This window comes from Planococcus chinensis (genome assembly GCF_020071995.1).
GTDB lineage: Bacteria > Bacillota > Bacilli > Bacillales_A > Planococcaceae > Planococcus > Planococcus chinensis_A.
On sequence record NZ_JABWTK010000014.1, the window covers coordinates 21,722 to 36,843 of the forward strand.

The 15,122-nt window shown below is 47.0% G+C and carries 11 protein-coding genes and 1 pseudogene; all 12 read right to left on the reverse strand.

Going from position 1 to position 15,122, the window contains the following annotated elements; all coding sequences use genetic code 11:
- Positions 1–15: 15 nt before the first annotated feature.
- The 12 genes and pseudogenes from rpsJ to fusA all read right to left on the reverse strand — a co-directional run bounded on the left by rpsJ (position 16) and on the right by fusA (position 15,097).
- Positions 16–324: a 30S ribosomal protein S10 gene (gene rpsJ / locus HU147_RS17180; RefSeq protein ID WP_036803896.1), complete on the reverse strand. Its 309-nt coding sequence runs from the start codon at positions 322–324 to the stop codon at positions 16–18.
- Positions 325–578: 254 nt separating this feature from the next.
- Positions 579–1,904 (reverse strand): Na+/H+ antiporter family protein, encoded by a 1,326-nt coding sequence (locus HU147_RS17185; protein ID WP_224077344.1) that lies wholly within the window; start codon positions 1,902–1,904, stop codon positions 579–581.
- A gap of 201 nt (positions 1,905–2,105) precedes the next feature.
- Positions 2,106–2,699, reverse strand: coding sequence for a 3-isopropylmalate dehydratase small subunit (gene leuD / locus HU147_RS17190; RefSeq protein WP_224077345.1), 594 nt, complete (start codon positions 2,697–2,699; stop codon positions 2,106–2,108).
- A 25-nt stretch (positions 2,700–2,724) separates the two neighbouring features.
- A complete protein-coding gene (gene leuC, locus HU147_RS17195; RefSeq protein WP_224077346.1) occupies positions 2,725–4,143 on the reverse strand; it encodes a 3-isopropylmalate dehydratase large subunit in 1,419 nt (472 codons plus the stop codon).
- A gap of 18 nt (positions 4,144–4,161) precedes the next feature.
- Positions 4,162–5,262, reverse strand: a complete 1,101-nt coding sequence (leuB, locus tag HU147_RS17200; protein WP_224077347.1) for a 3-isopropylmalate dehydrogenase — start codon at positions 5,260–5,262, stop codon at positions 4,162–4,164.
- A 32-nt stretch (positions 5,263–5,294) separates the two neighbouring features.
- A complete protein-coding gene (locus HU147_RS17205; protein WP_224077348.1) occupies positions 5,295–6,836 on the reverse strand; it encodes a 2-isopropylmalate synthase in 1,542 nt (513 codons plus the stop codon).
- A pseudogene (gene ilvC, locus HU147_RS17210) lies at positions 6,823–7,866 on the reverse strand (ketol-acid reductoisomerase); the annotation flags it as partial. The gene HU147_RS17205 and the pseudogene ilvC, both read right to left, overlap by 14 nt.
- A 22-nt stretch (positions 7,867–7,888) precedes the next feature.
- A complete protein-coding gene (gene ilvN / locus HU147_RS17215) occupies positions 7,889–8,401 on the reverse strand; it encodes an acetolactate synthase small subunit (RefSeq protein WP_036803882.1) in 513 nt (170 codons plus the stop codon).
- Positions 8,398–10,128 (reverse strand): acetolactate synthase large subunit, encoded by a 1,731-nt coding sequence (gene ilvB, locus HU147_RS17220; protein WP_224077350.1) that lies wholly within the window; start codon positions 10,126–10,128, stop codon positions 8,398–8,400. Before ilvB ends, ilvN begins: the two co-directional genes overlap by 4 nt.
- A gap of 352 nt (positions 10,129–10,480) precedes the next feature.
- A complete protein-coding gene (gene ilvE, locus HU147_RS17225) occupies positions 10,481–11,380 on the reverse strand; it encodes a branched-chain-amino-acid transaminase (RefSeq protein WP_224077351.1) in 900 nt (299 codons plus the stop codon).
- 335 nt (positions 11,381–11,715) lie between these two features.
- Complete coding sequence (gene tuf / locus HU147_RS17230; RefSeq protein WP_036803876.1) at positions 11,716–12,903, reverse strand: elongation factor Tu; 1,188 nt, start codon at positions 12,901–12,903, stop codon at positions 11,716–11,718.
- Positions 12,904–13,018: 115 nt separating this feature from the next.
- Entirely contained in the window at positions 13,019–15,097 is a 2,079-nt protein-coding gene (gene fusA, locus HU147_RS17235; RefSeq protein ID WP_224077352.1) for an elongation factor G, read from the reverse strand.
- Between the last annotated feature and the right edge of the window lie 25 nt (positions 15,098–15,122).

A 15,122-nucleotide genomic window follows, 5' to 3' on the forward strand; every position in this document is an offset into this window, starting at 1 on the left:
TATTTCGTTTGCCGATTAAAGTTTGATTTCAATGTCGACGCCTGATGGTAAATCTAATTTCATTAACGCGTCCACTGTTTGTGGAGTAGGGTTAACGATATCGATTAAGCGTTTGTGTGTGCGCATTTCAAATTGCTCGCGTGAGTCTTTGTAAATGTGCACTGAACGCAAGATTGTGTAGACCGACTTTTCAGTTGGCAACGGGATTGGACCCGATACACTTGCACCTGAACGTTTTGCAGTTTCTACAATTTTCTCAGCAGACTGATCAAGTACTCTGTGATCATATGCTTTCAAACGGATACGAATTTTCTGTTTTGCCATTACTTTCCCTCCTTTTCGCCTATTTTGGATAGACATTCTCCACGAAAATTTTCCAATCACTCGCCATGGCAAAGCGGCCGGGTGTATCGGTAACCTCTCGCTTCATCGCAGTCAAAGACCAACATTCACCATTATACATAAGAAAAAAGAATTCCGCAAGGCTTTCCACGAAATTCTTTCTGATTCGCTTTTATTAGTATAACAGGATATTTTAGATATTCAACTCTCAAGCAAATAGTCCGAACATTTTTTTCTTATCCCAATAACATGACAGCAATCCAGCCGAAAACAATCAACGGAATATTGTAGTGCAGGAAGGTCGGCACGCATGTATCCCAGATGTGATTGTGCTGGCCATCGACATTCAGCCCCGCTGTCGGCCCGAGTGTCGAGTCGGATGCCGGCGACCCGGCGTCCCCTAGCGCACCTGCTGTTCCAATCAATGAAATGATGGCAAGAGTCGAGAATCCGAACTCCATGCTCAGCGGCACAAAGATTGCAGCGATGATTGGGATGGTTGCAAACGATGACCCGATGCCCATCGTTACGAGCAGGCCTACAATTAGCATGACGAGTGCAGCAACGCCTTTGTTGCCTGCAAATAGATCGGCGACACTCTCAACAAGCGGCTCGACCGCTCCTGTCGCCTGGATAACGGACGCAAAACCGTTCGCTGAAATCATGACAAATCCGATGAAGGCCATCATGCGCATACCGGCAGTCAGCACATCGTCAGCCTCACGCCATTTCATTGCACCAAAGACATACAGCACCAGGATGCCCGCAAGCGCTCCGATAATCATCGAATCTGTCTGGATCTGGCCATACAACGCGGCAGCCAGCGCAACGAGCGTCACGAGGACGTCTTTTGTTGAAGCCGTTCTTGTTTGAGTTTCTTCTATAGTAGTAGTTGCTTTCGTGTGATAGTCACGCGGCTTCCGGTAAGAGATAAACACAGCCACTGCTAATCCTACAGCCATGCCCGCAACCGGAATGGCCATAGCTCTTGGAATGTCCGCCATATCGATCGGCAATCCGGCGAGCTCCATCTGCGTAGCAACGATTTCATGGAAGATCAACCCAAAGCCGTATGGCAATAAAATATAAGGTGCGGTCAATCCGAACGTCAGCACCGAAGCGATCAGGCGTCGGTCAATCCGCAGCTCATTCAAGATGTGCAAAATCGGCGGCACCAATAACGGAATAAAGGCAATGTGAATCGGAATGGCATTCTGCGATAAAATTGCCATGAAAAGCAAGGCGAAAATCACCAAAGCTTTCGCCAGGTTTTCTCTTGTCGCTTTCCCTTCTTTGTTTACGAGCTTCAAAACTTTTGCAACGAGCAGTTCAGGTATGCCCGTCCGTGAAATGGCAACGGCAAATCCGCCGAGCATTGCGTAGCTGAGCGCAATCGTCGCCCCTGCCCCTAAACCTTCTGTATAAGCTGTTACTGTATCCATAAGTGACAAGCCGCCGCTCAGTCCGCCCGCCAGTGCTCCAATCAACAAGGCAAACACCACATTGACGCGGAGCAAGCTCAAAACAAGCATGACCAGGACGGCAATTATTACTGCATTCATAATTAATTATCTCCTTTAGTGTGCTAAAGCGTTAAAGTACACTGTTAAAATTAACAAAATGCCAAAAGGATGTCAATACCAAACCCTGAGTTTGCCGGAATTAGAAAAAGTCAGAAAACAAAAGAGAAGTTCAGTTGCCGCTCGGGGCAATAAAAAAAATCCTCCGCATGCGAGCGAAGGATTTCACTTTCTATTATATGATTATTGTTGCTGTTGCTGTTGCTGCTCATAAGCGGTGATGTAATCATCGTACTGGAACGTCAAGGCAATCTCATCCCAGCCTTTCAGCAGCATTTCTTTCCAGTAAGGGTCGATTGCAAACTCATAGCGGCTGCCGTCTTCCGCAGTCACCGTTTGCTCTTCCAAATTGACTTGCAGTCCAAAAGGCGCTTTTTGCCCTTTTTGAATCAGCTCATCTACTTGATCCTCTGTTAAGCGGATTGGCAGGATGCCATTTTTGACGCAGTTATTATAGAAGATATCTGCATAGCTCGGTGCAATAACTACATTAAAACCATAATCTTGGATGGCCCACGGGGCATGTTCGCGTGAAGAGCCGCAGCCGAAGTTCTCCTGTGCAACTAAAATTTCGGAGCCGCTGAAGCGAGGGTCATTCAGAACGAAGTCTTCTCTTGGTGAACCGTCCGGATGGAAACGCCAATGATAAAACAAGTATTGGCCGAATCCCGTGCGTTCAATCCGCTTCAAGAACTCTTTGGAAATGATTTGGTCGGTATCTACATTTTTTCGGTCAAGCGGCGTTAAGACGCTTTTAATTTTATTGATGGGCTTCATCGCATTGCCTCCTTGTCCATTCCCCTCATGCTGACGGCACAGGTTCTTTCATATAATTGCGGACATCCGTCAAGCGGCCTTCAATGGCTGCTGCGGCTGCCATGACCGGGCTGACCAAATGCGTCATCGATCCCGCTCCTTGTCGCCCTTCGAAGTTCCGGTTCGAAGTAGAGGCACAGCGCTCTCCTGCCGGCACGGAGTCTTCATTCATCGCCAAGCACATGCTGCATCCCGTTTCGCGCCATTCAAACCCTGCTGCCAGGAAGATTTTATCCAAGCCTTCCGCTTCTGCTGCACGTTTTACCGTTTCCGATCCCGGCACCACAATGGCTGTTACCGAAGGATGCACTTTTTTCCCTTCCACAATGGCACTCGCTGCGCGCAAGTCGCCGATGCGGGCGTTGGTGCACGATCCGATAAAGACATGCTGGATTTCAATCGAAGACAACGGAGCCCCTTCTTCTAACTGCATATAGTTCAACGCCTGCTTTAACGCTTCCCGGTCAGCCAGATCTTCGTAGTCCGATGCATAAGGCACGTGTTCGGCAATGCCGGAACCCATTGACGGATTGGTCCCCCATGTGACAAAAGGAGAAATCTCGTCTGCATGGATGGTATGCGTGACATCATAAGCAGCACCTTCATCCGTTGCCAGTGCCAGCCAACCAGCTGCCGCTTCCTCAAACGCTTCTCCTTGCGGTACATACCGGCGGCCCCTCATATATTCAATCGTCGTGTCATCCGGGCTGATCAAGCCTGCACGTGCACCTGCTTCAATCGACATGTTGCAGATGGTCATGCGTTCTTCCATCGATAGTGCACGGATCGCATCTCCCGTATATTCAACAATATGGCCGGTGCCCATATCAACGCCGAATTTCGCAATGATGGCCAGGATGACATCTTTCGCAGCAACCCCGAAGCCCAGTTCACCGTCAATCCGGATTTGCATCGTTTTCGGTTTGGATTGCCAAAGCGTCTGTGTCGATAACACATGTTCCACTTCACTCGTCCCGATTCCAAATGCCAAAGCGCCAAATGCTCCATGTGTAGAGGTATGGCTGTCTCCGCAAACTATCGTCTTGCCAGGTTGTGTCAGCCCAAGTTCCGGTCCGATGACATGGACAATCCCTTGATCCGGATGATTGATGCCCGCAAGCGGAACGCCGAACTCTTCGCAGTTTTCCTGCAGTGTTTTAATTTGCTTGCGGGAAATCGGATCCGTAATCTTGTCGCGGTTGCGCGTCGGGACGTTATGGTCCATTGTCGCAAAGCATAAATCCGGACGCCGCACCTTCCGGCCATTCAATCTTAGCCCTTCAAATGCTTGTGGAGACGTTACTTCATGCAATAAATGAAGATCGATGTAAAGCAGGTCCGGTTTTCCCTGCTCTTCGTATACAATATGCTGTTCCCAAATTTTTTCAATAATCGTTTTTGCCATCCGAACCGCTCCTCCCGATCACACGTAAGAATACATGATGTGCTCTGACACCAATTCTCTTTCCAATTCTTCAACCACTTTTGTAACAAATCGCTCAGTGGATACCACTTGTTTGCCCGCGCTGGACAAATCGCCTGTGCAATAACCATCTTCCAATACGCTCATCACCGCTTCTTCGATCGCTGCCGCCTCGGTATGCATACCGAATGAATAGCGCAGCATCATCGCTGCCGAAAGAATAGCTGCTGAAGGGTTGGCTTTGTTCTGGCCGGCGATATCCGGCGCCGAACCATGTACCGGTTCGTAAAGGCCGAAACCGTCTGACCGGACACTGGCTGATGGCAGCATGCCAAGCGACCCGGTGATAACGGACGCTTCATCACTCAAAATATCACCGAACATATTCTCCGTCACCATAACATCGAATGCCCGCGGATCAGTGATCAATTTCATCGCAGCAGAATCAACCAGCATGTGTTCGACTTCGACATCGGGATAAAACGCTTTTCGCTCTTCTACCACTTCACGCCATAGCTTGCTTGTTTCCAATACATTCGCTTTATCGACCGACGTTACTTTGCCTCTGCGCCCACGCGCGATTTCAAATGCCTGATCGACAATCCGCTCGATTTCATCCCGTGTATAGACGAGTGTATCGACACCCGCTTTTTCCGTCCGGCGCTTCGGCTCTCCGAAGTACAACCCGCTTGTCTGCTCACGCACAATGACCATATCCACTTCTTTCGCCACTTCTTCTTTTAATGGCGATGAACCAAGCAAGGCGGGAATCGCTTTGACTGGCCGGATATTCGCAAACAAATCGAAATGCTTGCGGATGTTCAACAAACCTTTCTCCGGGCGAAGATGCCCTGGGTTCTGGTCCCATTTCGAACCTCCGACTGCACCGAGGAGAATTGCGTCGCTTGCCTCGCATGCGGCAATGGTTTCGTCAGGCAGCGGGTTATTATGTGCATCGACTGCACTGCCTCCGATCAACGCGTGTTTCAAATGAAAAGTATGTCCATAACGCATTGCGATGGATTGCAGCACTTGTACCGCCGCATCTGTTACTTCTGGTCCGATTCCGTCTCCTGGCAATACCGCTATTGTTTTTTTCATTTTAAATTCCTCCTCTTTCGATTCATCCGTTTTTAGACCACTGCCACTTTTACTTTCTGCCCTGTCTTCACCAATTGGCGATTCACTGTATTCAAGTAAGCTTTTGCTGTTGCTTCCAATACATCTTGTGCGACGTCGCGTCCCGTGACGGTTTCGCCGTCATACGTCATATTGATCACTGCTTCACCCAGTGCGTCGCGGCCTTTGCCGATCGATGTGACCCGGTAATCCAGAATGTGGACTTCACCGGCAACGATACGCTCTAAGGTGTTGAATATCGCCTCAACTGAACCGGCGCCTGTGGCGGCTTCTGTCACCAGCTCTCCGTTCGGCTGATAAGCAGAAACGGTTGCTGTCGGGATATTCGCTGTTCCGTAATGCACTTGGACATTTTCCAATTTGTAGACCGGAATTTCGCTGTCATTGATTTGCTGGTCAGTCAGCAAAACAAGCAAATCATCTTCCACGATGACTTTTTTGCGATCCGCCAGTTTCTTGAATTCCACAAAGGCTTTTTTCAACTTTTCTTCACTCAATTCAAAGCCCATTTTAAGTGCACGGTCTTTGAATGCGTGTCTGCCGGAATGCTTGCCGAGCACTAATTCGGTTTTCGCATCGCCAATCAATTCCGGCGTAATAATTTCATAAGTCAACGGGTTTTTCAGCATGCCGTCCTGGTGGATGCCCGATTCATGGGCAAAAGCATTTTTGCCGACCACCGCTTTGTTCGGCTGAATAATGCTGCCGGTCAATTGGCTGACCAATTGGCTGGTGCGCTTGATTTCTTTTAAGTTAATATCCGTTTCGACACCATACACTTGTTTGCGGATATGAAGAGCTACGGCAATTTCTTCGAGTGCCACGTTTCCTGCCCGTTCACCGATGCCATTGATTGTTCCTTCGATTTGAGTCGCGCCGTTTTCAATAGCGGCCAGCGTGTTCGCCGTCGCCATCCCAAGATCATTATGGCAGTGAGCCGACAGCTTGACGTTTTCAATGCCGACCACGTTTTCCGTAATATAGCGGAACAATGCGCCGTACTCTTGCGGCGTCGCATACCCCACTGTATCCGGAATGTTGATTGTTGTGGCACCTGCTTTAATGACTTCCCGGATAATGCGGGCCAAAAATTCAGGTTCGGAACGGGAAGCATCTTCTGCCGACCATTGCACCAGCGGGAAGAACTGCTTGGCGTACTTCACAGAAGCTACGGCCGTCTCAATGACTTGTTCCGGCGCTTTCATCAATTTATGTTCCATATGGATCGGTGACGTTGCCAGGAAGATATGGACATGCGGCTGTTCGCCGCCTCTCAACGCTTCCCATGCAGTGGAAATATCACTTTCAACCGAACGGGCCAAGCCCGTCACGATTGAATTTTTTACTGTTCCTGCGATGCGCTGGACTGCATCGAAATCTCCTGGTGAAGCTGCTGGAAATCCTGACTCAATGATCGTTGCGCCAAAACGTTCGAGTTGGCGGGCGATTTCGATTTTCTCAGCAGTATTCAAGTTGATCCCAGCCGACTGTTCTCCGTCCCGTAGCGTTGTATCAAAGATGTCAATTCTGCGCACTGGCGACCACCTCTTTTGTTTTTGTCTTTTTGCCTTCGTTGACGAATGGCATCATTTCGCGAAGCACTCGGCCAACCTGTTCGATTTGATGATTTTCTTCCGCTTTTTCGATAGCCGTGAATTCCGGGCGGTTCAATTGATTTTCAAGCAACCAGCCTTTGGCGAATTTTCCTGTCTGGATATCCGTTAAGACATCTTTCATGCGTCCTTTTGTCGCTGCATCAACTACACGAGGCCCTGATACGAAATCTCCCCACTGGGCAGTGTCTGAAATCGAGTAGCGCATTCCGGATAGTCCGCCTTCGTACATCAAATCGACGATCAATTTCAATTCGTGCATACATTCGAAGTACGCAACTTCCGGCTGATAGCCCGCTTCCACTAAGGTCTCAAATCCGGCTTTCACAAGTGAAGTGACTCCGCCGCACAGTACGGCTTGTTCTCCGAATAGATCCGTCTCTGTTTCTTCTTTAAACGTGGTTTCCAATACACCTGCACGTGCTGCGCCGATGCCTTTGGCGTAAGCCAGCGCCACTTCCTGCGCTCGACCTGAAACGTCTTGATGAATGGCGATCAACGCTGGTACACCTGCCCCCGCTTCGTATGTACGGCGAACCAAATGCCCTGGACCTTTTGGAGCTACCAAGAAGACATCCACATCTTCCGGTGCGACGATTTGATTGAAGTGAACGTTAAAGCCGTGTGCGAAAACGAGTGATTTGCCAGCCGTCAATGCCGGTTTGATTTCTTCGTTGTAGATTTTCGTCTGCTTCTCGTCCGGCACCAAGATCATGATCACGTCAGCTGCCTGTGCCGCTTCTTTTACCGTCGTTACGTTCATGCCGTCTTCTTGCGCCTGTTTGAATGATTTGCCGGGTCTTACACCGACTACGACATCAAATCCAGATTCCTTCAAGTTCTGAGCATGTGCATGGCCCTGTGAACCGTAGCCGATGATTGCGATTGTCTTTCCTTCTAATACCTGTTCGTTTACGTCTTGGTTATAATACATTTTCGCCATTTTTAATTTCCTCCTCGAGTGTTTGGGTTTTTTAAAGAATGGATACTTGTTCGGTTTGCGCTTTTTGCGTTTCCCGTACAAACGCTGATACGCCTGTCCGGGTGATTTCTTTAATGCCGTAAGGCCTCATTAAATCAATGAATGCTTCAATTTTCTCCGGATCGCCTGCCACTTGATAGGTTGTGACATTCTTGCTCATATCGACCACTGTTGCCCGGAACGGTTCGACAATGGCGTAAATCTCATTTCGGACCGAAGGCGGCGACACCACTTTCACCATCGCCAGTTCTCTCATCACCATGGCCTTATCCGTAATGTCATGAACTTTGATGACGTCAATCTGTTTTTGAAGCTGTTTCAATAGCTGCTCCAGCTTTCCTTTGTCTTCTACATTGACGACAAAGGTCATCTTCGACATTCCCGGCTGTTCCGTATGGCCGACTGATATGCTTTCGATATTGAATTGCCGTTTCATCAGCAAGCCGGTCACCCGGTTCAACACGCCGCTTTGATTGATTACCGTTGTTGTTATCACTCGCTTCATTCGCCTTTCACTCCGATCATTTCATTCAGCCCCTTGCCTGGCGCAACCATCGGATAAACATTTTCCATTTGCACCACCCGGCAATCGATCAGCACCGGTCCGGTTGAAGCAAACGCTTCTGCAAATACCTTCTCCGCTTGTTCCATCGTTTCCACTTTGTATCCTTCGATATCGTAAGCTTGTGCCAATTTCACAAAATCCGGCTGTACATGAATCAACGATTGGGAATAGCGCTCTTCGTAAAACGTTTCCTGCCATTGCCTTACCATGCCAAGGCTTTGATTGTTTAAGATCACCACTTTTACCGGTAGGCGCAATTCCTGCAGCAGCGACAGCTCTTGCAGCGTCATCTGGAATCCGGCGTCTCCGACTACCGCAACGACCGTTTCATTCGGTCTGGCCAATTGGGCTCCAATGGCTGCCGGGAAACCGAATCCCATAGTCCCCAAGCCGCCTGACGTCACCCAATTATGCGGATGGTTAAATCGGTAATACTGCGCTGTCCACATCTGATGTTGCCCAACATCCGTCGTAACGACCGCATCTCCTCCGGTTAAGCGGTGAAGCAATTCGACTGCTTGTTGAGGAAGAATTCCGCGTTCTTTGTCCGCTTTGTAGTGAAGCGGATATTCTTCTTGGTTCGCTGATAAACGCTGCAGCCAACTTTCCGTATCGGGAGACTCAAAACTTTGCTTTAATAATGCCTGCAATGCTTCTTTTGCATCAGCCACAATGGGAATTGCGGTGGGAACATTTTTTCCAATTTCCGCTGGATCGATGTCGATGTGGATCACTTTCGCATTCGGTGCAAAATGCGCCAAGTTTCCGGTTAGCCTGTCATCAAATCGGGCACCGATATTAATGAGTACGTCGCATTCGCAAATAGCCGTGTTGGCCGTATACGTTCCGTGCATCCCGGCCATTCCCAAAAACAATGGGTGGTCGCCTCCGATAGATCCCAGGCCCAATAAGGTGTTTGTGACAGGAACTTTGTGGCGTTCCGCAAAAGCCTGCAATTCTTCTGCTGCTTGAGCGGCTAGAATTCCCGCACCTGCCAGGATTAATGGTTTTTCCGCTTCCGAGAGCGCTTGGCAGGCTTTTTGGATCTGCAGGTAATTCGGCTTGGTTGTCGGCTGGTATCCCGGCAGATTCACTTGTTCATTCTGCGGATAGTCTGTTAAAAACATTTCCGTTGAGATGTTTTTGGGAATGTCTACAACGACGGGTCCCGGACGCCCTGTTGAAGCGATGTAAAAGGCTTCTTTAATGATTCTCGGAAAATCCGCTACGCTCTTCACTTGGTAATTGTGCTTGGTGATCGGCTGCGTGATCCCGATAATGTCCGCTTCCTGGAAAGCATCCGTTCCGATGACCGTACTGGCAACTTGTCCGGTGAAGACGACCAGCGGCAACGAGTCGAGCATCGCATCTGCAATTCCTGTTACGAGATTGGTCGCTCCAGGGCCTGAAGTGGCAATTACCACTCCGGCTTTCCCTGATACCCTGGCATATCCTTCAGCTGCGTGGATGGCGCCTTGTTCATGCCGCGCTAGCACATGCCGGATGGGGTTTCGATGCAAGGCATCGTAAATGGGAAGTACAGCCCCTCCTGGATAACCGAAAATGACTTCAACACCTTGTTCTTTCAACGATTGAATCAGGACATCCGCCCCGCTGCCTTTTAGCTTCTGTTCTGTTTCTTCTCTTACTTTAAGATTTACACCCATTCTGTCCGCCTCCTTTTGGATTATGTCTTCAGTAGAATAAAAAAAGCTTTTTCATCCTACACAAAGAAACTTGTTCTTTGTATAGGGATGAAAAAGCTTCATGGTACCACCCTATTTCGCCGCGCAACCGCAGCCTCACAGATAAGCTAGGCTTATCTTTTGTTAACGATAGCCTTATGGAACCGGCTACCGGGAATGCCTAATCAGTATCAACCTTTTAGCACTCCACTCAGAGGGGATGTCGCGAATGGGAGTATTGCCGGCTTCCACCAGTACCGGCTCTCTGTGAATACAATTTCCATTAACTTTAACCTCGTCATTGAGTTGGCGTTATGCAATTTTATTTATTTGCTTAAACTGCGTTTAAATGTTCGGCGTATACTTTCACTCCATCTTGCTGAACCAGTTCCCGGAATGAAACAAGTAAATCATTAGTAACCGGACCCGGTTTGCCGTCTCCAATTACTCGTCCATCCACTTTAATGACCGCAATCACTTCTGCAGCTGTTCCTGTTAAGAACACTTCATCAGCGACATACACATCATGTCTAGTAAAGACGCCTTCTTGAACTTCATAGCCTTTTTGTGCAGCAACTTCCATAATGGCGTTTCGGGTAATTCCTTCAAGCGCTCCGACATAACCAGGAGGCGTTAATAATTTGTTCTTGCGGACAATGAATATATTATCGGCCGAACCTTCAGCGACATACCCTTGATCGTTCAGCATAAGCGCTTCCGATACACCGGCCAGATTGGCTTCAATTTTCACTAAAATATTGTTCATGTAATTCAATGATTTCACTTTTGGGCTTAACACATCCGAACGATTTCTGCGGGTTGCCACCGAAACGATTTCAATGCCATTGTCGTATAGCGCTTTTGGAAATAATGACAATGCTTCTGCAATGACAATGACACTTGGCTTTGCACAAGTTAACGGGTCAATTCCCAGATTGCCGACTCCTCTTGAAACAATCAATCGGATATAAGCATCTTTCAATTCGTTGCGCCGAAGTGTTTCAACTACTAACTTAGTCATTTCTTCGAAAGTATGCGGAATTTCAAGCATGACTGATTTTGCTGAATCGTAAAGACGTTCTAAATGTTCTTCTAATCGAAAGACGTTTCCGTTATAAGAACGAATTCCTTCGAACACTCCGTCTCCGTATAAGAAGCCGTGATCATAGACTGAAACTTTAGCATCTTCTTTTCTAACAAATTCACCATTCATGTAGATTAGTTGTTCTCCCATGCTTTCCACTTCTTTCTCCAAAAGATTTATTGATCTGTGTATCAGATTCTTATGTGCTCTTGTAAATTGTTGTTATCATATCGCCTATTTTAAAGCGTGTCAATCGACTTTTTCTAAGTTTTTAGTCTATTTTGAATATTGATTTTTTATGTATGCGTTTCCAATGCTTTAACACCAAGCTTTTAAAGAGACAAAAAATTATGTGAAAAATTTGTGAATGCAATATATTATATACCCTATATTCAAAAAAAGAGCAGACCAATGTCTGCTCTTGAACGCAAAAAACCCCCGGCTTATCAAAAGATAAACCGGGGGTTATCAAACACTTAATAAAATTATTTAGTGATTTTAGCTACGACGCCAGCGCCTACAGTACGTCCACCCTCACGGATAGAGAATTTAGTACCTTCTTCGATAGCGATTGGAGAGATCAAAGCAACAGTCATTTCGATGTTGTCTCCAGGCATAACCATTTCTACGCCTTCAGGAAGGTTACAAACACCAGTTACATCAGTTGTACGGAAGTAGAACTGTGGACGGTAGTTTGAGAAGAATGGAGTGTGACGTCCACCCTCTTCTTTTGAAAGAACGTAAACTTCAGCAGTGAACTCAGTGTGTGGAGTAATTGTGCCTGGTTTAGCCAATACTTGTCCACGTTGTACGTCGTCACGAGAAACCCCGCGAAGAAGTGCACCAATGTTGTCGCCAGCTTCAGCATAGTCTAACAATTTACGGAACATTTCTACACCTGTTACAGTTGTAGCTTTTGGTTCTTCAGTAAGACCGATGATGTCAACAGTGTCACCGATTTTAACTTGTCCGCGTTCAACGCGTCCAGTAGCAACCGTACCACGGCCAGTGATTGAGAATACATCCTCAACAGGCATCATGAATGGCTTGTCAGTGTCACGTGTTGGAGTTGGAATGTACTCATCAACAGCGTTCATCAATTCCATGATTTTTTCTTCCCATTCTGCTTCTCCTTCAAGAGCTTTAAGAGCAGAACCTTTGATAACAGGAATGTCATCGCCAGGGAAGTCATATTCAGAAAGAAGATCGCGAACTTCCATTTCAACAAGTTCAAGAAGTTCTTCGTCGTCTACCATGTCACATTTGTTCATGAATACAACTAGGTAAGGAACACCTACTTGTTTAGACAATAGGATGTGCTCACGAGTTTGTGGCATTGGGCCGTCAGCAGCAGATACTACTAGGATCCCGCCGTCCATTTGTGCAGCACCAGTGATCATGTTTTTAACATAGTCAGCGTGTCCTGGGCAGTCAACGTGTGCGTAGTGGCGAGTAGCAGTTTCATACTCAACGTGTGAAGTATTGATAGTGATACCGCGTTCTTTTTCTTCAGGTGCGTTATCGATTTGGTCGTAAGAACGAGCTTCCCCGCCTGATGCTTTAGCAAGAACTGTAGCGATTGCAGCAGTTAAAGTTGTTTTACCATGGTCAACGTGACCGATTGTACCAATATTCGCATGTGTTTTAGAGCGATCAAATTTAGCTTTTCCCATTAGAAAAATCCTCCTCAAAATGTAAGTTAATTAGTCGTTTGAAGTGCCGGAATAATAGGGCCCTATTATTCCAGGCATACAAACTATTTATACTTTATTAAAGGTCAAAATTCAATTATTGACCTTTATTTTTCTTGATAATTTCTTCAGAAATTGATTTTGGTACTTCTTCATAGTGATCGAAGTGCATTGAGAACACACCACGGCCTTGCGTATTAGAACGCAATGAAGTTGCATAGCCAAACATTTCTGCAAGAGGAACCATAGCACGGACAACTTGCGCGTTTCCGCGAGCATCCATACCTTCTACACGGCCGCGGCGTGACGTGATGTCACCCATGATATCTCCAAGGTATTCCTCAGGGATAACAACCTCAACGCGCATAATTGGTTCAAGAATAACCGGGTTAACTTTAGAAATAGCGTTTTTAAGAGCCATTGAAGCAGCTACTTTAAATGCCATTTCGTTGGAGTCAACATCATGGTAAGAACCATCGAACAATTTAGCTTTGATGTCGATCAATGGGTATCCGGCGATAACACCGTTATCTAGAGAGTCGCGAAGACCCGCTTCAACAGCTGGGATGTATTCACGTGGAACAACACCACCAACGATAGCATTTTCAAATTCAAAACCTGCTCCTTCTTCGTTTGGAGAGAACTCGATCCAAACGTGTCCGAATTGTCCGCGTCCACCAGATTGGCGTACGAATTTACCTTCAACTTGTGCAGACTGACGGAATGTCTCACGGTAAGATACCTGAGGTGCACCCACGTTAGCTTCTACGTTGAACTCACGGCGCATACGGTCAACGAGGATATCAAGGTGAAGTTCACCCATACCTGCGATGATTGTTTGACCAGTTTCCTGATCTGTATGTGCACGGAAAGTTGGATCTTCTTCTTGCAATTTCGCAAGGGCTTGACCCATTTTGTCTTGGTCCGCTTTTGATTTCGGCTCTACTGACAATGAGATAACTGGTTCCGGGAACACCATGCGCTCTAGGATTACTTGGTGTTTCTCGTCACTTAAAGTATCTCCAGTAGAAGTATCTTTTAAGCCGATTGCAGCAGCGATATCTCCGCAATATACTTCAGAGATCTCTTCACGGGAGTTTGCGTGCATTTGCAGGATACGACCTACGCGCTCACGCTTGCCTTTTGATGAGTTCTGAACGTATGAACCAGATTTAAGAGTACCAGAATATACGCGGAAGAACGTTAGTTTCCCTACATATGGATCTGTCATTACTTTAAACGCTAGTGCAGAGAATGGCTCATCCTCATCAGGACGACGCAATACTTCTTCGTCTGAATCTGGAAGAACACCAGTCATCGGTGGTACATCAAGTGGTGATGGCAGGTAATCAATTACTGCATCAAGCATTAATTGAACACCTTTGTTTTTGAATGCAGTTCCGCATACCACTGGGTAGAACTCAACATCCAACGTTCCTTTACGGATTGCTGCTTTAAGTTCTTCTTTTGTGATATCTTCGCCGCCAAGGTATTTTTCCATCAAATCTTCATCAAGCTCAGCAACAGCTTCCACTAGTTTAGTGTGCCATTCTTCAGCCAGCTCTTTGTATTCTTCAGGAATGTCACCTTCAGTAATATCAGTTCCCAAATCGTTCGCATAGAAACGTGCGTTCATTTCAACCAGGTCAATAATCCCTGAGAACTCGTCTTCTGCGCCGATTGGCAATTGGATTGGGTGAGCATTTGCTTGCAGACGATCGTGCAAAGTCTTTACAGAGTAAAGGAAATCTGCTCCGATTTTATCCATTTTGTTGACGAAAACAACACGCGGTACACCGTATGTTGTAGCTTGACGCCATACTGTTTCAGTTTGCGGCTCAACACCTGATTGAGCATCAAGAACTGTTACAGCACCATCAAGTACACGCAATGAACGTTCAACTTCAACAGTGAAGTCTACGTGTCCAGGAGTATCGATAATGTTGACGCGGTGGCCTTTCCAAGCAGCTGTTGTCGCAGCAGAAGTGATCGTGATTCCACGCTCCTGCTCTTGCTCCATCCAGTCCATTTGAGAAGCACCTTCATGCGTTTCGCCGATTTTATGGATACGGCCTGTGTAATATAAAATACGCTCCGTAGTAGTCGTTTTACCGGCATCAATGTGTGCCATGATTCCGATATTACGTGTTTTGTCTAAGGAGAACTCTCTAGCCATGTTGTTTTTCTCCTTCCATCTCGGA